This is a genomic window from Kitasatospora sp. NPDC052868, assembly GCF_044547105.1.
Taxonomy (GTDB): domain Bacteria; phylum Actinomycetota; class Actinomycetes; order Streptomycetales; family Streptomycetaceae; genus Kitasatospora.
Window position 1 is genome coordinate 292,438 of the sequence record NZ_JBITZW010000010.1, and the last position, 20,210, is coordinate 312,647.

Genomic DNA, 20,210 nt, shown 5'->3' on the forward strand with positions numbered 1-20,210 from the left:
TCTTTCGGCCCGAGGGCCCGTCGGCTCAGTGCACCAGCACCGGCACGTCGTTGGCGCTGCCCGCGCCCTCGGAGGCGTCCGCGCCCTCGGCGCCGCTGCCGGGCCGGCCGGCGTTGATGAGGACGAAGGCGATCGCGGCCGCCGCCACCAGGATCCCGAACGACCACCAGATCGCGGTCGAGAAGCCGTGCACCATGCCCTGGAACTGCACCACCTTGGCCGCCTCCGGGCTGGTCGCGCCGCCGAGGTGGCCGGCGAGGTAGGTGGCCGTGGCACTGGCCGCGATGGTGTTCAGCAGCGCGGTGCCGATGGCGCCGCCGACCTGCTGCGAGGTGTTGACCATGGCGGACGCCACGCCCGCGTCGCGCGGCTGGACGCCGTGCGTGGCCAGGCTCATCGCGGGCATGAACGCGGTGCCCATGCCGAGGCCCATCAGGACCAGACCGGGCAGGATCAGCGCCGGGTAGGAGGTGTCCAGGTCGATCTGGGTGAGGATCAGCATGCCGAGCGAGGCGACCAGGAAGCCGGGCGCCATCAGGTAGCGCGCGGGGACCCGGGTCATCAGCCGGGCGCCGATCTGGGTCGAGCCGGTGATCATGCCCGCCACCATCGGCAGGAAGGCGACGCCGGTCAGCACCGGGCTGTAGTCGAGCACGATCTGCAGGTAGTAGGTCAGGAAGAGGAACAGGCCGAACATGCCGATCACGGCCAGGCCGAGCGACAGGTAGACCCCGCCGCGGTTGCGGTCCAGGACGACCCTCAGCGGCAGCAGCGGGGCCTTCACCACGCGCTCGACCACGAGGAAGGCGGTCAGCAGGATCGCGGCGGCGATGAACAGGCCGATGGTGATGCCGGAGCTCCAGCCGTCGGACTCGGCCCGGGTGAAGCCGTAGACCAGGGAGACCAGGCCGGTGGTGACCAGCAGCACGCCCGGGATGTCCAGCCGGTTGCGGTTGCGGCTCCCGGCGGGCTCGCGGATCACCATGACGGCGCCCATCGCCGCGGCCACGGCGAACGGGATGTTGACGAAGAAGGTCCAGCGCCAGTTCAGGTACTCGGTCAGCAGGCCGCCGAGGATCAGGCCGATCGCGCCGCCGCCGCCGGCGATGGCGCCGTAGATGCCGAACGCCTTGGCGCGCTCCTTGGCCTCGGTGAACATCACGGCGAGCAGCGAGAGCGCGGCCGGGGCGAGAAGGGCGCCGAAGACGCCCTGGAGGGCGCGCGCGCCGAGCAGCATCGCGGTGTTGGCGGCCGCGCCGCCGAGCGCGGAGGCCACGGCGAAGCCGGTCAGGCCCACCACGAAGGTCCGCTTGCGGCCCCACAGGTCGGCTATCCGGCCGCCGAACAGCAGCAGGCCGCCGAAGGCGAGCGCGTAGGCCGTGATGACCCACTGGCGGTTGCCGTCGGTGATGCCGAGGTCCTGCTGGGCGGACGGCAGGGCGATGTTCACGATGGTCGCGTCGAGCACGACCATCAGCTGGGCGAGACCGATGAAGATCAGCGCCTTCCAGCGCCTCGGATCGGGCTGGATGTCCGGCTGAGCGGCGGTTTTGGGCATGGGGGTACTCACTTCACGGTGCGTTGCGGGTGAATCCGGGCTGTCGGTGTGCGGAACGCGGTGGCGGATCAGTGGTGCGGCTGGAAGTCCTCGAAGGTCGCGGCCCGGCCGGGCAGGGTGGAACGGGCGGGCGCCCGCAGGCCGTCCAGGAACAGCTGCAGGTGCCGGTGGACGAAGCCGTCGAGCAGTTCGCAGGAGGTGCCCGGCAGGGGTCGGGTGAGCTGGCTGATCGCGACGAACAGATCGCCGTGATCGACGTCCGCCCGCAGCTCGCCGGCCTCCCGTGCGCGCTCCATCAGACCGCCGACGGCGGTCGCCAGACGCTCACGGGCCTCCATCAGGGCCGGGTCGAACGGGTCGACGTGGTTGGAGAAGATCGGGCACAGCGCGCCGACCTGCTCCTCGACCGCCGCATGGGCGAACCGCTGCAGCGCGTCGAACGGGCCGACGCCCTCGCTGGTCGCCGCCTCGGCGGCCGCCAGGATGCGGTTCTTGACGAGCAGCGCCACCTCCCGGATCAGCGCGGAGCGATCCGGGAAGTTCCGGTAGAGCGTGGCGTTGCCGACACCGGCCCGCTTGGCGATCTCGTCCAGCGGCGCGTCGGCGCCGTGCTCGACGAAGGCCTCCCGGGCCGCCAGGATGATCCGCTCACGGTTGCGGGTCGCGTCCGCGCGCAGTCTGGGTGCGCGGACAGGGTCCGTGGTGCGGGCCGGCTCGGCGGCGGCGGTCCTGCTCACTTCGTGCTCCTCCCACGATACCGGGGAAATCTTCCCCGTTTCGACGTACGAAGGAGCAAACGGGGAATCCGTCCCCGGAAATTTCACCCTGGAGTGTGACCTGCGTCACATTTGGAATGAGGCCCCCCGGGTGCGGGCGGGCGGGGTCAGACCAGGGCCGGCCGGTGCAGCGGGATCTCGAAGTGGACGGTGGCGACGCCCGGGCCGTGCTCCCCGGTGGGGCGGGCGTCGTGGACCTCCTCGGCGAGGCTGCGCCAGAACGGCTCGGCGCCCGGGATGTCCGCGTTGGTGTGCAGGTAGACGCACCGGTACCCGCCCTCGGCGGCCGCGAACGCGCAGGCCCGGCGGACCAGCTCGCGGGCCAGGCCGTGCCGGCGGTGCTCGGCCCGGACGTAGACCCGGACGAGCTGGGCGGTCGTCCCGCCGGGGTAGCGCTCGGCGACCTCGCGCGGGTGCGGCGGGTGGGCGGGCCCGGTGGAGTGCAGGGCGGTGGTGGCGACCACCTCGCCTTGGCGGACGGCGACCAGCAGGGTGTGCCGGGGGTGGTCGAGGTAGTGGCCCTGGAGGTCGACGACGTCGGCGTGCCACTCGGGGACGTAGCCGTAGCCGAACTCGCGGTAGAGGGTGTCGAGGATCAGTCGGCGGGCGCCCGGTACGTCCTTGGGCCTGGCGTGCCGGACGGTGTAGGCGGTCTGACGGTCCATCGGCTGCCTCCGGAGCTGCGGCGGGGGTGGGCGGCTGCGAGCCTACATGAAAACGACTTTCATCTGTCGACCCGTCGGCAGGCGTGTTGAAAATGAAAACGGATGCCGTTAAGTTTCTCCCCCAGGCGGTCCGGAGCGGTCCGCCGCACTCCGTCGAGAGGGACGTCCGTGGCGCATCTGCTGGTGATCGAGAGCTGGGTCGGCTCCATGAGCAGACTGCTGCCCAGGGCGCTGGGGGAGGGCGGGCACCGCTTCACCTTCCTCACCCGCGACCTGCACCACTACCTGCGGGCGGCCCCGGGCGACGGGCCGCACCCGCTGCTGGCCGCCGGGAACATCCTCACCGCCGACACCAACGACCCCGCCGCGCTGCTCCCGTACGCCGAACGGCTGCACGCGGTGCTCGGCTTCGACGGGGTGCTCTCCTCCTGCGACTACTACCTGCCGCTGGTCGCCCGGACGGCCCGCCGGGTCGGCCTGCCGGGGCCGGCACCGGACGCCGTCGAGGCCGCCTGCCGCAAGGACCTCACCCGCCGCGCGCTCGCCGAGGCGGGCGTGCCCGGGCCCTCCTACGCGCTCTGCGACGACCCGGGCCAGGCGCTCGCCGCCGCCCGGGCGATCGGCTACCCGCTGGTGGTCAAACCGGTCGACCTGTGCGCCGGGATGTTCGTCCGCGAGGTGCTCGACGAGCGCGAGCTCACCGCCGCCCTGCGCGCCATGGAGGCCTTCCCGGTCAACGCGCGCGGCCAGCGGCGGGCCCCCGTCGTCCTGCTGGAGGAGCTGCTGACCGGTCCCGAGGTCAGCGTCGAGACGGTCTCCTTCGACGGCTCCGCGCACGTCGTCGGCATCACCGACAAGAGCGTCGGCGGCGCGCCCTCCTTCATCGAGACCGGCCACATGTTCCCCGCCGCGCTCGACCCCGCCGACGCCGGGGCCGCCGTCGCCACCGCCGTCGCCGCACTGGCCGCGCTCGGACTGGACCAGGTCGTCGCCCACACCGAGATCAAGCTCACCCCCGCCGGCCCCCGGGTGGTCGAGGTCAACCCGCGCCCGGCCGGCAACCGGATCACCGAACTCGTCCGACGGGTCACCGGCGTCGACCTCGCCGCCGCCTGCGTGGACGTCGCCCTCGGCCGGCGCCCCGACCTCACCGTCCACCGCACCGGCGTCGCCAGCGCGGCGATCGCCTTCCTGCTGCCGGAGCGGACCGGTCTGCTGGAGGGCTTCGACGGCGAGCCCGCCGTCCGGCGCGACGAGGCGGTCGTCGAGCTGTCCCTCGCCGGTCCCGGCCGCGACATCCGGCCCGCCACCAGCAACAACGAGTACCTCGGACACGTGATGACCGCCGACACCGAGGGGCTCGGCGCCCGCCGCACCGCCGAGCGGCTGCTGACCGGCCTGCGGCCGCGCCTGCGCCCCGCCGCCGCCCAGGCGGTGCCCGCATGACGGCCACCGCCCTGGACGGCGCCACCGCGCTGTCGACGCTCACCGACCAGGCCCGCGCCGGGCGGTACGGACCGGACCCGGCCGACCAGCACATCGCCCTCGCCTTCGCCACCAGCCAGGCCGTCCGGCACACCGGCCGCGCCCGCGGCTACCGCAACGAGGTGCTCAGCCTGCGCCTCGGCGCCGCCGTCGGCTCCTGCGCCGTGGAGCCCGGCGAACTGCCCGCCGACGCGCTCACCGACTGCGTCGGCGCGAGCGTCGCCGCACTGCTCGACCACCCGCTCACCGCCGTCCGGGTCGCCGCCCTCGACGCCTACCTGATGCACTGCCGGCCGCACACCCGCGCCGCGGGGGCCCGCCCGGTCACCCTGCCGGCCGGCGGCTCGCTGGCGAAGTCCCGCGCCCGCGCCCGGGCCGTCACCGGCCTGCTCCCGGCCGCGGGGGTGCGCCGCGCCCTCGTCGTCGGCGTCGTCAACTCGCTGCTGGAACAGCTGCGTTCGCGCGGCATCGACTACCTCCCGTGCGACCTCAAGGGCGGCACCACCGAGTGGGGCGAGCCGGTGCGCACCGACGCCCTCGCCCACCTCGACGACTGCGACGCCGTCCTCGCCTCCGGGATGACCCTCGGCAACGGCACGCTCGACCCGCTGCTCGCCCACGCCCGGGACACCGGCAAACCGCTGGTGCTGTTCGCCCAGACCGGCAGCGCCGTGCTGCCCCGACTGCTCGGCGAGGGTGCCACCGCCGTCAGCGCCGAGCCGTACCCCTTCTTCTGGCTCGACGGCGGACCAACCGTCCTCCACCTGTACGGCGGCGACACCCGGTGACCGCGCTGCTCACCCCGGCCGGCCTCGGCAACCCCGAGCTGCTGAGCCTGCTCGGCCGCACCCCGCTGGCCCGCATCCGCACCCCGCTGCCCCACCCGCACCCAGGCTTCTGGGCCAAACTGGAGGGGCTCGGCGCCGGCGGCATGAAGGCCCGCTCCGCCGTCGCCATGCTCCGCGGCGCCCACGCCCGCGGCGAACTCCGGCCCGGCGCCACCGTGGTGGAGTCCACCTCCGGCACCCTCGGAATCGGCCTCGCCTTCGCCGGCCAGGCCCTCGGCCACCCCGTCGTGCTGGTCGGCGACGCCGAACTCGAACCGTCCATGCGCCAGTTGCTGTACTCCTACGGCGCCCGGCTGGAGATCGTCGGGCAACCCGCCCGCCAGGGCGGCTGGCAGGCGGCCCGACTCGCCCGGCTGCGCGCCGTGCTGGCCGAACTCCCCGGCGCCTACTGGCCCGACCAGTACAACAACCCCGACAACGCGGCCGGCTACCACGCGATGGCCCAGGAGATCGCCGCCGAACTCGACCACCTGGACGTGCTGGTGTGCAGCGTCGGCACCGGCGGCCACAGTGCCGGGCTCGCCGAACCGCTGCGCCGCCGCTGGCCGGGCCTGCGGATCATCGGCGTCGACTCCGTCGGCTCCGCCATCTTCGGCCAACCCGCCCGCCCCCGGCTGATGCGCGGCCTCGGCAGTTCCATCCACCCGCGCAACGTCGCCCACCACGTCTTCGACGAGATCCACTGGGTCGGCCCCGCCGAGGCGGTCGACGCCTGCCGGCGGCTCGCCCGCGGCAGCTTCGTCAGCGGAGGCTGGAGCACCGGAGCCGTCGCCCTGGTCGCCGCCTGGGCCGCCCGGGTGCACCCCGGCGCGGCCGTCGCCACCGTCTTCCCCGACGGCCCGCACCGCTACCTCGGCACCGTCTACGACGACGCGTTCTGCCACCGCCACGGGCTGGAGCCCGCACCCGCCGCGCCCCGCCCGATCGAGATCCCGCACCCGGCCGCCGTCGAGGTCGCCGGCTGGGCCCGCTGGCGCACCGACCGCCCGGAGGAACGCCGATGAGGATCGCCGTCCACACCGTACGGCTGCGGCTCGCCCGGCCGCTGCGGATCTCCCGCTCGGTCACCACCGAGCGCGACGCCGTCCGGCTCGCCGTCTCGCACGGCGGCCTCACCGGCCACGGCGAGGCCGTCAGCAGCGCCTACCTCCAGCTGCCCACCGACCGCATCCTGCGCGAACTCGAAGCCCTGCGGCCCGGGTTGGAGCGGCTCCCCGACCCGGAGTGCGCCCTCGCCGAACTCCAGCGCGGAGCGGCGCAGTTCAAGGAACCGGCAGCCGGAGTGCTGGCCGCCGTCGACGCCGCACTGGTCGACCTGGTCGGCAAGCGGGCCGGCGCACCCGTCCACCAACTCCTCGGCCGGCTCGCCCCGGTGGCCGCCCCCACCGCCCGCACCATCGGCATCGAGGAGCCCGCCCGCGCCGCCGTCCAGGCCGCCCGGCTCGACGCCGCCGGCTTCACCGTGCTCAAGATCAAGGCCGGCTCCGCGGACCCGGCCGAGGACCTCGCCCGGGTCCGCGCCGTGGCCGAGGCCGCGCCGCAGGCCCGCCTGCTGCTCGACCCCAACGGCGCCTGGAGCCCGTCCACCGCCCGCCGGCTCCTGCCCGCCTTCGCCGCCCTGGGCGTCGAGGCGGTCGAGCAGCCGATCGCCCCCGGCCGGCCCGAGGAGCTCGCCGCCCTCGCCGCGCACTCCCCGCTGCCGATCATCGCCGACGAGGACGCCGTCGGCTACGAGGACGCCGTCCGGCTGGCCGGCCGGGTCCACGGCGTCAACATCAAACTCGCCAAGTGCGGCGGCGTCCACCAGGCGCTGCGCATCCACGCCGCCCTCCAGGGCAGCGGCACCGAGCTGATGCTCGGCTGCCTGGCCGCCAGCTCGCTGGGCATCGCCCCCGCCGTCCACCTCGCCGACCGCGCCCGCTGGGTCGACCTCGACGGCCACCTGCTGCTCGCCCACGACCCCTGGCAGGGCATCGGCGGCGCCGACGGGACGGTCCGCACCCCCGACCGGGCCGGCCTCGGCGTGCTGCCCGTCCGCACCCCCGACCAGGCGGCCGGCCGGTGAGGATACTGCGCGCCGTACGGACCTTCCCGCTGCCCGTACGGCTGCTGCTGGTCAACCAGCTCGGCGTCAACACCGGCTTCTACCTGCTCATCCCGTACCTCGCCGGCCACCTCGGCCAGGACCTCGGGCTCTCCGCCCTCGCCGTCGGCGCCGTCCTCGGCGTGCGCAACCTCAGCCAGCAGGGCCTGTTCATCATCGGCGGCTCGGCCGCCGACCGGCTCGGCGCCCGCCGCGTCATCATCGCCGGCTGCGCCCTGCGCACCGCGGGCTTCGGCCTGTTCGCGCTCGGCGACTCGCTCGCCGTGCTGCTCGCCGCCTCGGTGCTCAGCGGCCTGGCCGGCGCCCTGTTCAACCCGGCCGTCCGCACCTACGTCGCGCACGAGGCGGGGGAGCGCAAGGCCGAGGCGTTCGCGCTGTTCAACGTGTTCGCGACCACCGGCGCGCTGGCCGGCCCGCTGCTCGGCACCCTCCTGCTGCTGGTCGACTTCCGGGCCGCGGCGCTGACCGCCGCCGGGATCTTCGCCCTGCTCACCGCGGCGCAGGCCCTCGCCCTGCCCGCCCGGGACGTCCCGCCGCCCGAGCGCGGCCTGCTCGCCGACTGGCGCGAGGTCGCCGCCGACCGGCGCTTCCTGGCCTTCGCCGTCGCCATGGTCGGCCTGTTCGGCATGGAGAGCCAGCTCTACCTGCTGCTGCCCGACGCCGCCCGCCGCGCCACCGGCTGGGAGGGCGCCGTCAGCCTGGTCTTCCTCACCAGCACCCTCGCCAACCTCACCCTCCAACTGCGCATCACCACCAGGCTCCAACAGCGCGCCGCCCCCGGCCGCTGGATCCCGCTCGGGCTCGCGCTGGCGGCCACCGGCTTCCTGCTCCCGCTCGCCGCGCCCGGCCTGCCCGGCGTCCTCGGCGGCGTCCTGCTGCTCCAGCTCGGCCTGATGACCGCCCAGCCCTTCGTGCTGGAACTCATCCCCGCCTTCGGCCGCGACGGCCTCACCGGCACCTACTACGGCCTCTACTACGTCGTCTCCGGCGTCGCCGCCGCCCTCGGCAACACGGCGGTCGGGCGGGCCATGGACGGCGCCGCCGCCGCGCCCTGGCTGCTCTGCTGCGGCCTCGGCCTGGCCTCCGCCGCCGCCCTCACCCGCCTGCACCGCACCGGACGACTCCCCACCCCCGCCCGCCCACTCCCCAGCGAGGCCCGATGAACGGCCGCAACCTGCTCACCGACAACCCCGAACTCTACGAACTGCGTTTCCCCGACCCGGGGTTCCGGGCCGCCCGGTGGGCCGAGTCGGTGCTGCGCGAGTACCGCGCCGGAGCCGAGGTGCTCGACCTCGGCTGCGGCACCGGCCGCGACGCACAGTGGCTGCACCGGGCCGCCGGGCGCACGGTCACCGGCCTGGACAGCTCCGAGGCGATGATCCGGCACGCCCGCACCCGCCACCCCGGGCCCGACTACCACGTCGGCGACATGCGGAGCCTGCGGCCCGGCCGGCGCTTCCACGCGGCGCTGTGCCTGGACAGCGCACTGCTCTACTGCCACACCAACGAGGACCTGGACGCCCTGCTCGGCGGCCTGCGCCGCCGGCTGCACCCCGGCGGGCTGCTGATCGCCGAGATGCGCAACGGCGCCTTCTTCCTCGGCCGCACCGAACTCCTCGACGCCCCGCGCACCGACACCCTCACCCACGACGGCGTCACCCACACCTCGCACACCACCCTGCGGATCGACCACGCGGCCCAACTCCTGCGCCGCACCCGGATCTGGACCGACGACGCCGGCGGCGAGCCGGTCACCCAGCACTCCGCCTGGCGGCTGCTCCTCCCACAGGAGCTGCGGTACGTGCTCGCCGCCAACGGCTTCTCCGTCCTTGACCTCTACGACCGCCCCGGACCGCGCACCGACCCGCCCTGGGCGGAGGGCGACCGGCCCGCCGACACCGCCGAGGCGGACCGGATCCACCTGGTCGCCCGACTCGATCCACATGTGAGAAAAGGCAGTTGAGAATGACCAACGCACTTGCGCGCCGCACCCTGCTCACCGCCGGCGCCGCCCTGGGCCTCGCGGCCTGCACCTCCCGCACCGCCGCCACCGGCACCGATGCCGCCACCGGCGCCGAGGCCGCCGCCACCACTGCCGCCACCCCGCGCGGCGGCGGCCGGCTGCGCGCCGTCTTCGCCGGCGGCGGCGCGGGCGAGACCCTCGACCCGCACCTCACCAACCTCTTCGCCGACGCGGCCCGCGCCAAGGCCCTCTACGACAAGCTCGCCGACGCCGGCGCCGACCTCGCCGCCCGCCCCCGGCTGGCGAGCGGCTGGGAGCCCAACGCCACCCTCGACACCTGGACGGTCCGGCTGCGCAAGGCCGCCTTCCACGACGGCCGGCCCGTCACCGCCGCCGACGTGCTCTACAGCTACCGGCGGATAGCCGACCCCGGGCGGGCGTTTCGCGCCCGCGCCTCGCTCGAACCGATCGACCTCGCCGCCAGCCGCGCCGTGGACACGGCCACCGTGGAGTTCCGACTGAAGCGGCCCTACGCCGAATTCCCCAACGTGCTGGCCGCGTTCGGCGCCTACATCGTCCCCGAGGGCGCCGAGGACTTCACCCGGCCGGTCGGCTCCGGACCGTTCGCCTTCGTCTCCTTCACCCCCGGATCCGCCCTGCTCGTGCGGCGCAACCCCGGCTACTGGGACGGCGCCCCGCACCTGGACGAGCTGGAGATCCTGGTCGCCAACGAGGAGTCGGCCCGCATCAACGCCCTCATCGGCGGACAGGCCGAGTACGCCCACGAGTTGGCCCCCGCCACCGCCCGCACCCACGAACGCGGCGGCCGGATCGGCATCGTCCGGCTGCGCAACAGCGCCATGCAGGGCTTCGTGATGAAGACCGACCGGCCGCCGTTCGACGACCCTCGGGTCCGCCGGGCGTTCTTCCTGATCGCCGACCGCAGGGAGCTGGTCGACGGCGCCCTCTCCGGGGCGGGCGAGATCGGCAACGACGTCTTCGGCAAGGGCGCCCAGTACTACCCGGCCGACCTGCCGCAGCGCACCCAGGACCTCGACCGGGCCCGCGCCCTGCTGCGCGAGGCCGGCGCGGAGGGCCTCAAGGTCACCCTGGACACCTCGCCCGTCGCCGCCGGGTTCGTCGAGGCGGCAGGCATCCTCAGGGAGCAGGCGGCCCGGGCGGGCGTCACGGTCGAGGTGAGGGTCGGCAGCAAGGACACCTACTGGAAGGACATCCTGGACGGCGGGGTGCTCGCCTCCTACCGCTCCGGGGCGCTGCCCGTCGAGTCGCACCTCTCCCAGCGGCTGCTCTCCAACTCCACCACCAACGCCACCCATTGGCGCCACCCCGAGTTCGACGAGCTGTACACCAGGGCGCAGTCCACCGCCGACCAGGCCGCCCGCGCCGCGCTCTACGAGCAGATGCAGCGCCGGCTCCACGACGAGGGCGGCTTCCTGATCTGGGGCTTCGCGGACTGGATCCTCGGCACCTCCCGGCGGCTGCACGGCGTGGCCGCCGACGCACCCGCCAACACCCTGGACTGGGCGCGCTTCGACAAGGTCTGGCTGGCATGAGCCCGTTGCGCGGCTGGGCCGGGCGCCGGCTGCTGCTCGGCGCCGCACAGGTGGCGGCGGTACCGGTGCTGGTCTTCGTCCTCACCGAGGCGCTGCCCGGCGACGCCGCCGTGGCCCTCGCCGGGGACGACCCCGACCCGGTGCGGATCGCCGCGCTCCGCGCCGAGCTGCGGCTGGACCGGTCGGCCGTCGAACGGTTCGCCGACTGGGCGGGGGAGTTGGCGCACGGCGGGCTCGGCCGCTCGCTGGTCAGCGGACGGCCGGTGGCGGACCTCCTGGCGGAGGGCTTCGGGCCGACCGCCCTGCTGGCCGCCCTGGTACTGGCCCTGCTGGTGCCGTCGGCGGTAGGCCTCGGGATGCTCGCCGCCCGCCGCGAGGGCGGTCCGCTGGACCGCGCGATCAGCGCGCTCACCCTGGCGGTCTACGCCGTACCGGAGTTCGCCCTCGGGGTGCTGCTGACCGCGGTGTTCGCCCTGCGGCTGGGCTGGCTGCCGCCGACCGCCGTCGGCGGGGTGTGGCGGCAGCCGGCCGTCCTGGTCCTGCCGGTGCTGGTGCTGCTGGCCCGCCCGGTCTGCAGCGTCGCCCGGCTGGTCCGGGCCGGTCTGGTCGAGGCGCTGGCCGCGCCCTACGCCGTGCACGCCCGGCGCTGCGGCGTCCCGCCCGCCCGGGTCCGCTGGACCCACGCCCTGCCCAACGCCCTGGCCCCGGCCGCCCAGCAGCTCGCCCGCACCGCCGACTGGCTGCTCTGCGGGGTCGTGGTGGCCGAGGCCCTGTTCGTCCTGCCCGGCCTCGGGACGCTGCTGCTCGACGCCGTCGCGGCCCGCGACCTGCCGGTGGTGCAGGGGCTGGCGGTGCTGTTCGGCGCGGTGACGGTCGTGGTGAACCTGGCCGCCGACCTGCTGGCCCGCCGACTCGCACCCCGGACGGAGGTGCCGGTGTGAGGCGGTACGGGCTCGGGGCGGCGCTGGTCGCCGTCCCGCTGCTGCTGGCCCTGCTCGGGCCGCTGCTCGCCGGGCCGCCCGGCCAGCACGGCGTCTCCTTCGCGTCCGGCGGCGGCCTCGGCCTGGGCACCGACTTCACCGGCCGCGAGGTGTGGCGCCAAGTCCTGCTCGGCGGGCGGTCGGTGGTCCTGGTGGCCGTCGCCGCGACGGCCCTCGGCTACGCGCTGGCGGTGCCGCTCGCGCTGGCGGCCGCGCTCACCGGCCGCGCCTGGCTGGAGGAGCTGCTGCTGCGGCCACTGGACGTGCTGATCGCGGTGCCCTCGCTGCTGCTCGTCCTGCTGGTCGCCACCGCCGTGAGCCCGGGCCCGGCCGGGCTGGCCGCCCTGGTCGCGCTCGCCGCCGCCCCGGACGCCGCCCGGGTGGCCCACGCGGCGGGCGTCGAGGCAGCCGCCCGCCCGGTGGTGGAGGCGCTGCGGCTGCACGGCGAGTCCTGGCACCGGATCGCCTTCGGCCAGGTCGCCCGCTCGATCCGCCGCACCCTGGCCGCCGACGCGGGCACCCGCCTGGTCGGCGCGCTCCACCTGGTCGGCACGGCCGCCTTCCTCGGCGTCGGCGTCCGACCCGACGCCGCCGACTGGGCCGTGATGGTCGACCGCAACCGGCCCGGCCTCCTGCTCCAGCCGTGGGCCGTCCTCGTCCCCGCCCTGCTGATCGCCGGCCTCGCCACCGGTACCAACCTGCTGTTCGACACGGCGCTCCAGCGCCGGCGCCACCGGGTCCGCCCCGGCCGGAAGGAGCCCAGGCGATGACCGCCGCCCTCGCCACCGTGGACGGCCTGCGGGTCGAGGTCGACGGACGCGTGCTGGTGCACGACGTCGGCCTGCGGGTCCGCCCCGGCCGGGTCACGGCCCTGGTCGGGCCGTCCGGCAGCGGCAAGACCACCACCGCCCTGGCGCTGCTCGGCGAGTACCCGCCCGGCGCGTCGGTGGGCGGCACGGTGGCGGCCCCCGCCGGTCCGATCGGCTACCTCCCGCAGCACCCCGCCACCGTCCTCAACCCGGCCCGCCGGGTCGGCGTCCTGCTGCGCGACATCGCCCGCCGCACGGGCGGCGGGGCGCCCGCCGTCCGCGAGGCCCTGCGGCAGGCCCGGCTGGCCGATGTCGAAGGGGTGCTGAGGCGCTTCCCGCACCAGCTCTCCGGCGGCCAGCAGCAGCGGGTGGTGCTCGCCCAGGCGCTGCTGCTCGGCGCCCGTATCGTCATCGCCGACGAGCCCACCACCGGTCAGGACCCGCTCACCCGACAGCGCCTCACCGCCCTCCTCGGTGAGCTCGCCGCCGACGGCATCGGCATCGTGCTGCTCAGCCACGACCTGGACGTGGTCCGGGAGTTGGCCGACGAGGTGGTCGTCCTCGCGGCCGGCCGCACGGTGCGCACCGGCCCGCCGGCCTCGGTACTGGCCGCGCCCGGACCACCCCCGGAGCGGTCGGCCTGGCCGGCCCCCGATGGACGCCGCCCACCGCGCGGCGCCGTCCGCCTCGCCGTCGACGGCCTCACCGCGCGCCACGCCGGGGGCGCGGCCGTGCTGCACGACGTCCGGCTGGAGCTGCGGGCGGGGGAGTGCCTGGCGCTGGTCGGGCCGTCCGGCAGCGGCAAGACCACGCTGGGCCGGTGCCTCGCCGGACTGCACCCGCGCCACGAGGGCGCCGTCCGCCTCGACGGCGAACCGCTGCCGCGCAGCGTCCGCCGACGCGACCGCCGCCAACTCGCGGCCGTGCAGTACGTGTTCCAGGACGCCCGGGCCGCCTTCGCGGACCACCGGCCGATCGTCGAACAGGTCGCCCGGGCCGCCGTCCGGCTGCGCGGTCTGCCCCGGCGGGCGGCCGCCGACGAGGCCGCGGAGCTGCTCGCCGCGCTCGGACTCGACACCGCCAAGGCGGCCCGGCGCCCCGGCGCCCTCTCCGGCGGCGAGCTGCAACGGGCCGCCCTCGCCCGGGCGTTGATCGTCCGCCCGGCCGTCCTGGTCTGCGACGAGATCACCTCCGGGCTGGACGCCGCCACCCGTACGGCGGTCCTCGACCGGCTCGCCGCCCTGCGCGGGCGAACCGGCCCGGCGCTGCTGCTGATCACCCACGACCTCACCGCCGCGAACGCCCTCGCGGACGCCGTCGCCGTCCTGGCCGACGGCCGACTGACCGGGGGCTGACCGGCCCGCGACTCTTTCGCGGCCCCCGGTACCGGTTCCGAGAGCCTGCGCAGAGCCCCCGCGCGGCGACCCGACGGCCCCGGGCGCCCGCGCCCGCGGGTCGGGCGCCGTGCCGCACCCGGGCCCGAGCAGTACCCGCCGGGCGCGCGCTGATCCGACGGGAACCGTCGGACACGGCCTAGGCTGAGGGCGCCCGGGCGGCCGGCAGGCCGTGGGAGTCGGGACGGGCCCGGCGGCCGGGCGGTCAAGGAGGTTCGCGATGAGCAGCGGCGAGACCGCCAGGGTGCGCTGCGTGGCGGCCGTTCCGTGCTGGGTGAGCCTGATGGCCCGGGATCTGGACGCGGCCAAGGCGTTCTACGGCCCGCTGCTCGGCTGGGAGTTCGAGCCCGGGCCGGACCGCTTCGGCCCGTACGTGCACGCGGTGACCGGTGGCGAGGCGGTGGCCGGGCTCGGGGTGGCCGGCGCCGGTCTCACCCTGCCCGTGGCGTGGACCAGCTACTTCGGCACCGAGAGCGCGGACGCGGCCGCCGACGCCGTGCGCGAGCGCGGTGCCACGCTGGCCGTGGGCCCGCTGGCCTTCGACGCGGGGCGGATGGCGTTCGCCGCCGACCCGGCGGGGGCGGTGTTCGGGATCTGGGAGGGGCCGCTGGGCCGGGCCCGGCGCCTGGACCTGCCCGGAGCGCCGGTCTGGATCGAGCTGCGCACGCCCGACCCGTTCGCGGCGGCGCTCTTCTACGGCGAGGTGTTCCGCTGGGACGGCCGGGACCCGGAGCGCTTCGAGGTGCGCTGGGAGCACGACCGGGTGGTGCTGCGGGCCGAGGGGCACAGCGTTGCCGCCCTCGCCCGGGAGCAGGCTGGCGGCCCGCAGGGGCTGCCGCCGCACTGGGAGGTGTCCTTCGCCGTCCCGGACACCGACGCGGCGCTGGCCCGGGCCGAGGAGCTCGGCGGCTCGGCGGTCGGTGCGGCCTTCGACTCCCCGTACGGGCGGGTGGCCCGCCTCCAGGACCCGGAGGGCGGGCGCTTCGCGGTGCTCGGCCCCAAGGCCTGATACCCCGGCCTGACGCCAAGGTCCGAAGCCCAGGGCTCGGCCCGATCGGCCCGGCCGGCCTCAGCTCCCGGGCCCCGCCGGTTCCGCCGCCGCCCGCTCCGCCCGCAGCCGTTCGCCGAGCGCGGCCCGGGCGGCGGCGGGCAGCGCCTTGCGGGCGGCCGGGAACAGCGCCTTCTCCTCCGCCGTGAGGTGCCGCCGGACGGTCTCGGCCAGCCCCTGGACCAGCGTGTCGAAGGCCGGGTCGTTCGCTGCCAGGCCCTGCAGGTCGGAGAGGTACTGGCCGATCGCGAGGTGCTCGTGGATGCTCGCGAACACCAGCGCGCCGCCCTCCGGTACGTCGTGCTGGACGACCGGGAACAGGTGCTCCTCCTCGGCGGCGCAGTGGCTGAACAGCAGATCGGTGAGCTGTGCGAGCAGCTCGCCCCGCCCGTCGGCACCGGCTCCGGCGTCCGCGGGGGCGTCATCCGCCGCCGGCGCCCCGGCCACGGGCGCCGCCGCCTCCGGACCGGTTGCCTCCCCCGCTGCGGCCGCGGTCCCGCCCGGGCCCGCGGCCGCAGCCGCCGGGCCCTCTGGAAGCGCCGCCGCGCCCGGGCCCGCTTCCGTCCCGCCCTCGATCCGGGCGAGCAGTTCCGTCACCGCCCGGTGGTCGGCGGTGAACTCGCCGAGGATGTCCGGCCTGCGGCTCATGGTCCGCCCGCCTCTCGTCCGGTTGCCCCCCGACACCTCCAGTATCCGGCGTCACCGGGCGGTACGGCGGGTGACCACCACGATCCCGCAGGTCAGAGCCGGTCTCGACGCCCGGTGAGGGCCAGCAGCCGGGTCTGCGGGCCCGCGCCGTCGGGGACGGGCAGCGGCGCGTCGAACAGCCCGCTGCCGGACAGGTCCCCGGCGCCGGCGAGCTCGCCGAGCGCGAAGTCCACCAGGGGCTCCGGCAGCCGGGTGCGGTGGCCGATGCCCTCGGCGAGGTCCCAGGCGTGCACGACGGCGTCGGTGGTGAGCTGGTCCAGGTAGTACTGGGCGGACACGTCGCCGTAGGACAGGTGGACGGTCAGCTCGGTGGCGCCCGGCACCTCGAAGGCCTCGCGGGCGGCGTCGGCGGCGGCCGTCCAGGCGGCGGCCGGGTCCGCGCCGAGCACGTCGCCGTCGAACCGGCCGCCGACCTCGGAGACCGTCGAACCCATCAGCAGCTCGGGCACCCAGAGCTGCTCGGCGGTGAGGTGGTTGACCAGGTCGCGGACCGACCAGTCGGTGCACGGCGTCGGAGCCTCCCACTGGCCGGGGGCGACGAGCCGGACCCGGTCCCCGAACTCGGCCAGCGCCTGCGCGTACGGCGTACCGGACTGGGCGGTCCGCCGGTGTTCCCTGCGATGAGCCATGGCTCCAGCCTGCCCCCGGGAGCGGCCCGCCCGCGACTCGCGGCGCCCCGGCGGTCCGGACCGTCACCCGCCGCGCGGCAGGTTGTTCAAATTCGAACCAGCAGGTACCGTCGATGGCGATCGGTTCGAATTTGAACAAAGCCTGACCATGAATGATGGAGACGCGCATGCCGAGCACCAGCCCGAGCACGACCGCCGCCACCGCCCCCGCCCGTCCGGACCGGTTCGCACCCGGACCCGCCACGACCTCCCCGCACGCCTACGACGCAGGCCTCCTGCTGCTGCGCCTCGTCCTCGGCCTGACCATGGCCGCGCACGGCAGCCAGAAGCTCTTCGGCTGGTTCGGCGGCGGCGGTATCGACGGGACCGGTCAGTTCTTCACCATGAGCGGCTACCCGGCCGGCGACGCCATGGCCGTCGTGGCCGGCCTCACCGAGACCCTGGGCGGACTCGCCCTGGCCGTCGGCCTGCTCACCCCGCTGGCCGCCGCCGCGATCGTCGGCACCATGGTCAACGCGATCGCCGTCACCTGGGGCGGCGGGTTCTTCGCCCCCAAGGGCAGCGAGTACGAGCTGCTGCTCACCGCCGGCGCCGCCGCGCTCGCCCTCACCGGGCCGGGCCGCTACGCCGTGGACCGCTTCCTGCCCGTGCTGCGCTCGCACCGGCTCGCGTACGGCGCGTCCGCCGTGGTGGTGGGCCTGCTGACCGCCGGGGTCATCCTGCTGCTGCGCAAGTGACCCGAGGCCGGATGATCCGGCCGCAGCCCCCGGTGGCCGGTAGCTAGGACGCCCCCCCCGAGCGGCCGTCGTGACGAGGAGTCAATCCCGTTGCGGCGGCCTTCGCGCTGTCCGCGTGCGGCCGTCGAAAACTCGTCGGCACCCGAGGGTTCCCACCGTCATGTGATGTATGCCATTGTACATGTCACACTCCCCACCGTGTGCACGACGGAGCCTCCCCAACGGCGCCGTCGCTACGGTCCTCACTCCCGTACGGCCGCACCCCCCAGCGCGGCCGAAGATGGCCCGGAGGCCCCCACGTGAGAACCGCTCCACCGATCCAACGTGCGCAGATAGCGCGGCTGTTGACGTTCGCCATGGCGATGCTGCTGGCGCTCGGCCTGTTCACCCCGCGCAGTTCCGCCGCTCCCGTCCCGACCGCGCCGAAGCCCGACGCCGCCCCCGCCGCATCGACCGCTCCGGCCCCCCAGCCGGCCATCGGCGCGGACCTCGACGAGCACGGCGCCAACAAGGCCGTTCCCGCCCGCGACCGCGCCCCGCTGATGCTGACCGCCGAGGCGCAGCAGAAGTCCGTCAAGTCGCTCGGTCAGGGCGCCGCCGCGGCGCAGGCCGCGGCCTGCAACGTCGGCGACTTCACCAGCCGGACCGGCAGCGCCCTCGTCCAGCAGATCAAGTCCGTCGACCTGAACTGCGTCAACCAGCTGTTCAACATCACCGGCACCGACGCGCGCAACGCGTTCCGCGAGGACCAGATGGTGACGGTCGCGAACGCGCTGCGCGACGCGGCCGCGGCCTACCCCGGGAACAACACCACCGCCACCGGCCAGTTGGTGCTCTTCCTGCGCGCCGGCTACTTCGTGCAGTGGTACCACCCCGGTGATGTCGGCACCTACGGCACCACCCTGCAGACCGCCATCCGCGGCGCCCTGGACACCTTCTTCGCCGGTGCCCACGCGTGGGACGTCACCTCGGACAACGCGCCCACCCTGGGCGAGTCCGTCATCCTGATCGACAGTGCGCAGGAGAACACCCGCTACCTCCCGGTGGTCAAGCGGTTCCTGACGAACTACAACAGCGCCACCTACAACCCGGTCGGCATGGGCAACGCGCTCAACGGCGTGTTCACCATCCTGTGGCGCGGGCACCAGAACCCCGCCTTCGTCACGGCCGTCCAGGCCGACCCGAGCGTGCTCGACGCGCTGTACAACTTCGCCTCCGCCAACAAGTCCCAACTCGGCGGCGACTACGGCTTCCTGGTCTACAACGCGACCCGCGAGCTGGGCCGCTTCGTCCAGTACGCCCCGCTCCAGGCCAAGGTCCGCCCGTTCCTCAAGGCGCTGGCCGACCAGTCCTCCGTCTCCGGTCCCACCGCCTACCAGTGGGCCGCCGTCGCCGAGATGGCCGAGGCGTACGACGCCGGCAACTGCTCGTACTACGGCACCTGTGACGCGCCCGCCCGCCTCAAGGCGGCGCTCCTGACGGTGAACTACACCTGCAGCCCGAGCATCCGGATCATCGCCCAGGCCCTCGACAGCGCCAAGCTGAACACCGCCTGCACCAGCCTGACCGGCCAGGACGCGTTCTTCCACTCGGTGGCCCGGGACACCGGCGCGGTCGCCAACGACCGGAACACCACGATCGAGGTCGTGGTCTTCCACTCCCGGTTCGACTACGGGGTGCTCGCCGCCAGCATCTACGGCATCGACACCAACAACGGCGGGATGTACCTGGAGGGCGACCCGACGGCGGCCGGCAACCAGCCGCGCTTCCTCGCCTACGAGGCCGACTGGGTGCGCCCGGACTTCGAGATCTGGAACCTCAACCACGAGTACACCCACTACCTCGACGGCCGGTTCGACATGTACGGCGACTTCAACGCCGGCATGACCACGCCGACCGTCTGGTGGGTCGAGGGCTTCGCCGAGTACGTCTCCTACTCCTACCGGAAGGTGACGAACGACGGCGCGATCGCCCAGGCGGCCAACCACACCTACAGCCTGAGCACCCTCTTCGACACCGCCTACGGCGACCAGGACCGGGTCTACCGCTGGGGCTACCTGGCCGTCCGCTACATGCTGGAGAAGCACCGCGGCGACATGGACGCGGTGCTCGCCAAGTACCGTGCGGGCGACTGGAACGGCGCCCGGACCTACCTGACCACCACCATCGGCACCCGCTACAACGCCGACTTCGACACCTGGCTGACGGCCTGCGCCAACGGCGCCTGCGCCGACACCACCACCACGCCCGGCAACCAGGCCCCCAAGGCCGCCTTCACCACCGCCGTCGGCGAGCTGGCGGTCACCTTCGTCGACCGCTCGACCGACGCGGACGGCACGATCGCCGCGCGCTCCTGGAACTTCGGTGACGGCTCCGGCTCCACCGCCGCCAACCCGACCAAGGTCTACGGCGCGGCCGGCACCTACACCGTCACGCTGACCGTGACGGACGACAAGGGCGCCACCGCGAGTACCAGCCAGACGGTCACCGTCTCGCGCCTGCCGGAGTGCGCCGGCGCCGACGTCCGCCAGCTCGACAAGAACTGCCGCCGCAGCAACATGGCGGCGACCACCGGGAACTACGCCCACTTCTACCTGTACCTCCCGGCCGGGACGAAGCAGCTGAAGATCACCAGCGGTGGCGGTACCGGCAACGCCGACCTCTACTACAACGCGAGCAGCTGGGCGTACACCAACGCGTACACGTCCCGCTCCACCAACGTCGGCAACAACACCGAGACCCTCACCATCACCAACCCGCCCGCCGGCTACGTCTTCCTGAGCCTCTACGCCCAACAGGGCTTCAGCGGGGTGGACATCAAGGCCGAGTACTGATCCGGCCCCTGACCGAGCGGCCCCGGCGGAGCGCGTCCAGCGCCCCGCCGGGGCCTTCGGATGCTCCCGGCGCGCCACCCCGCGAGCGGCCACCCCGC

Annotated in this window: 18 protein-coding genes; 13 read left to right on the forward strand and 5 right to left on the reverse strand. The window is 74.9% G+C overall.

Annotated elements, in window-relative coordinates; translation table 11 throughout:
* Window positions 1-25: 25 nt before the first annotated feature.
* The 3 genes from ACIGZJ_RS19750 to ACIGZJ_RS19760 form a co-directional block, all read right to left on the reverse strand.
* Window positions 26-1,558 (reverse strand): MFS transporter, encoded by a 1,533-nt coding sequence (locus ACIGZJ_RS19750; protein ID WP_396458389.1) that lies wholly within the window; start codon window positions 1,556-1,558, stop codon window positions 26-28.
* Between the two features lie 68 nt (window positions 1,559-1,626).
* The gene (locus ACIGZJ_RS19755) at window positions 1,627-2,295 is read right to left on the reverse strand and encodes a TetR/AcrR family transcriptional regulator (protein ID WP_396458391.1); all 669 of its coding nucleotides are present in this window, start codon (window positions 2,293-2,295) and stop codon (window positions 1,627-1,629) included.
* 146 nt (window positions 2,296-2,441) lie between these two features.
* Window positions 2,442-2,999 (reverse strand): GNAT family N-acetyltransferase, encoded by a 558-nt coding sequence (locus ACIGZJ_RS19760; RefSeq protein ID WP_396458392.1) that lies wholly within the window; start codon window positions 2,997-2,999, stop codon window positions 2,442-2,444.
* Window positions 3,000-3,167: 168 nt separating this feature from the next.
* Between ACIGZJ_RS19760 and ACIGZJ_RS19765 the strand changes: the two genes are divergently transcribed.
* The 11 genes from ACIGZJ_RS19765 to ACIGZJ_RS19815 all read left to right on the forward strand — a co-directional run bounded on the left by ACIGZJ_RS19765 (window position 3,168) and on the right by ACIGZJ_RS19815 (window position 15,165).
* Window positions 3,168-4,445 (forward strand): ATP-grasp domain-containing protein, encoded by a 1,278-nt coding sequence (locus tag ACIGZJ_RS19765; RefSeq protein WP_396458393.1) that lies wholly within the window; start codon window positions 3,168-3,170, stop codon window positions 4,443-4,445.
* The gene (locus ACIGZJ_RS19770) at window positions 4,442-5,272 is read left to right on the forward strand and encodes a Rossmann-like domain-containing protein (RefSeq protein ID WP_396458394.1); all 831 of its coding nucleotides are present in this window, start codon (window positions 4,442-4,444) and stop codon (window positions 5,270-5,272) included. Before ACIGZJ_RS19765 ends, ACIGZJ_RS19770 begins: the two co-directional genes overlap by 4 nt.
* Window positions 5,269-6,336 carry a PLP-dependent cysteine synthase family protein gene (locus tag ACIGZJ_RS19775; RefSeq protein ID WP_396458395.1) on the forward strand — a complete coding sequence of 356 codons (1,068 nt, stop codon included), beginning with the start codon at window positions 5,269-5,271 and terminating at the stop codon, window positions 6,334-6,336. The genes ACIGZJ_RS19770 and ACIGZJ_RS19775 overlap by 4 nt, the downstream gene beginning before the upstream one ends.
* Window positions 6,333-7,397: a dipeptide epimerase gene (locus tag ACIGZJ_RS19780; protein ID WP_396458396.1), complete on the forward strand. Its 1,065-nt coding sequence runs from the start codon at window positions 6,333-6,335 to the stop codon at window positions 7,395-7,397. Before ACIGZJ_RS19775 ends, ACIGZJ_RS19780 begins: the two co-directional genes overlap by 4 nt.
* A complete protein-coding gene (locus tag ACIGZJ_RS19785) occupies window positions 7,394-8,599 on the forward strand; it encodes an MFS transporter (protein WP_396458397.1) in 1,206 nt (401 codons plus the stop codon). The genes ACIGZJ_RS19780 and ACIGZJ_RS19785 overlap by 4 nt, the downstream gene beginning before the upstream one ends.
* Complete coding sequence (locus tag ACIGZJ_RS19790; RefSeq protein WP_396458398.1) at window positions 8,596-9,399, forward strand: class I SAM-dependent methyltransferase; 804 nt, start codon at window positions 8,596-8,598, stop codon at window positions 9,397-9,399. Before ACIGZJ_RS19785 ends, ACIGZJ_RS19790 begins: the two co-directional genes overlap by 4 nt.
* A gap of 2 nt (window positions 9,400-9,401) precedes the next feature.
* Window positions 9,402-10,973 (forward strand): ABC transporter substrate-binding protein, encoded by a 1,572-nt coding sequence (locus ACIGZJ_RS19795; protein WP_396458400.1) that lies wholly within the window; start codon window positions 9,402-9,404, stop codon window positions 10,971-10,973.
* Window positions 10,970-11,914, forward strand: coding sequence for an ABC transporter permease (locus ACIGZJ_RS19800; RefSeq protein WP_396458401.1), 945 nt, complete (start codon window positions 10,970-10,972; stop codon window positions 11,912-11,914). The genes ACIGZJ_RS19795 and ACIGZJ_RS19800 overlap by 4 nt, the downstream gene beginning before the upstream one ends.
* Window positions 11,911-12,723 (forward strand): ABC transporter permease subunit, encoded by an 813-nt coding sequence (locus ACIGZJ_RS19805; protein WP_396458402.1) that lies wholly within the window; start codon window positions 11,911-11,913, stop codon window positions 12,721-12,723. Before ACIGZJ_RS19800 ends, ACIGZJ_RS19805 begins: the two co-directional genes overlap by 4 nt.
* A complete protein-coding gene (locus tag ACIGZJ_RS19810; RefSeq protein ID WP_396458403.1) occupies window positions 12,720-14,117 on the forward strand; it encodes an ABC transporter ATP-binding protein in 1,398 nt (465 codons plus the stop codon). Before ACIGZJ_RS19805 ends, ACIGZJ_RS19810 begins: the two co-directional genes overlap by 4 nt.
* 259 nt (window positions 14,118-14,376) lie before the next feature.
* Window positions 14,377-15,165 (forward strand): VOC family protein, encoded by a 789-nt coding sequence (locus ACIGZJ_RS19815; RefSeq protein ID WP_396458404.1) that lies wholly within the window; start codon window positions 14,377-14,379, stop codon window positions 15,163-15,165.
* Window positions 15,166-15,225: 60 nt separating this feature from the next.
* Here the strand turns inward: ACIGZJ_RS19815 and ACIGZJ_RS19820 are convergent, their stop codons facing one another.
* Together ACIGZJ_RS19820 and ACIGZJ_RS19825 are read right to left on the reverse strand one after the other, a co-directional pair.
* The gene (locus tag ACIGZJ_RS19820) at window positions 15,226-15,852 is read right to left on the reverse strand and encodes a hemerythrin domain-containing protein (protein ID WP_396458405.1); all 627 of its coding nucleotides are present in this window, start codon (window positions 15,850-15,852) and stop codon (window positions 15,226-15,228) included.
* 92 nt (window positions 15,853-15,944) lie between these two features.
* Entirely contained in the window at window positions 15,945-16,541 is a 597-nt protein-coding gene (locus ACIGZJ_RS19825) for a TIGR03086 family metal-binding protein (protein ID WP_396458406.1), read from the reverse strand.
* A 167-nt stretch (window positions 16,542-16,708) separates the two neighbouring features.
* Here ACIGZJ_RS19825 and ACIGZJ_RS19830 point away from each other — a divergent pair, with 167 nt between their 5' ends.
* Both ACIGZJ_RS19830 and ACIGZJ_RS19835 read left to right on the forward strand, forming a co-directional pair.
* Complete coding sequence (locus ACIGZJ_RS19830) at window positions 16,709-17,278, forward strand: DoxX family protein (protein WP_396458407.1); 570 nt, start codon at window positions 16,709-16,711, stop codon at window positions 17,276-17,278.
* A 356-nt stretch (window positions 17,279-17,634) separates the two neighbouring features.
* Window positions 17,635-20,112, forward strand: coding sequence for a collagenase (locus tag ACIGZJ_RS19835; protein ID WP_396458431.1), 2,478 nt, complete (start codon window positions 17,635-17,637; stop codon window positions 20,110-20,112).
* Window positions 20,113-20,210: the final 98 nt, after the last annotated feature.

Coding starts and splice junctions, on each gene's coding strand:
- ACIGZJ_RS19750 (WP_396458389.1), bottom strand. CDS start 1,558: ATGCCCAAAACCGCCGCTCAGCCGGACATCCAGCCCGATCCGAGGCGC.
- ACIGZJ_RS19760 (WP_396458392.1), bottom strand. CDS start 2,999: ATGGACCGTCAGACCGCCTACACCGTCCGGCACGCCAGGCCCAAGGAC.
- ACIGZJ_RS19770 (WP_396458394.1), top strand. CDS start 4,442: ATGACGGCCACCGCCCTGGACGGCGCCACCGCGCTGTCGACGCTCACC.
- ACIGZJ_RS19780 (WP_396458396.1), top strand. CDS start 6,333: ATGAGGATCGCCGTCCACACCGTACGGCTGCGGCTCGCCCGGCCGCTG.
- ACIGZJ_RS19790 (WP_396458398.1), top strand. CDS start 8,596: ATGAACGGCCGCAACCTGCTCACCGACAACCCCGAACTCTACGAACTG.
- ACIGZJ_RS19795 (WP_396458400.1), top strand. CDS start 9,402: ATGACCAACGCACTTGCGCGCCGCACCCTGCTCACCGCCGGCGCCGCC.
- ACIGZJ_RS19800 (WP_396458401.1), top strand. CDS start 10,970: ATGAGCCCGTTGCGCGGCTGGGCCGGGCGCCGGCTGCTGCTCGGCGCC.
- ACIGZJ_RS19810 (WP_396458403.1), top strand. CDS start 12,720: ATGACCGCCGCCCTCGCCACCGTGGACGGCCTGCGGGTCGAGGTCGAC.
- ACIGZJ_RS19815 (WP_396458404.1), top strand. CDS start 14,377: ATGAGCAGCGGCGAGACCGCCAGGGTGCGCTGCGTGGCGGCCGTTCCG.
- ACIGZJ_RS19820 (WP_396458405.1), bottom strand. CDS start 15,852: ATGAGCCGCAGGCCGGACATCCTCGGCGAGTTCACCGCCGACCACCGG.
- ACIGZJ_RS19825 (WP_396458406.1), bottom strand. CDS start 16,541: ATGGCTCATCGCAGGGAACACCGGCGGACCGCCCAGTCCGGTACGCCG.
- ACIGZJ_RS19830 (WP_396458407.1), top strand. CDS start 16,709: ATGCCGAGCACCAGCCCGAGCACGACCGCCGCCACCGCCCCCGCCCGT.
- ACIGZJ_RS19835 (WP_396458431.1), top strand. CDS start 17,635: ATGGCGATGCTGCTGGCGCTCGGCCTGTTCACCCCGCGCAGTTCCGCC.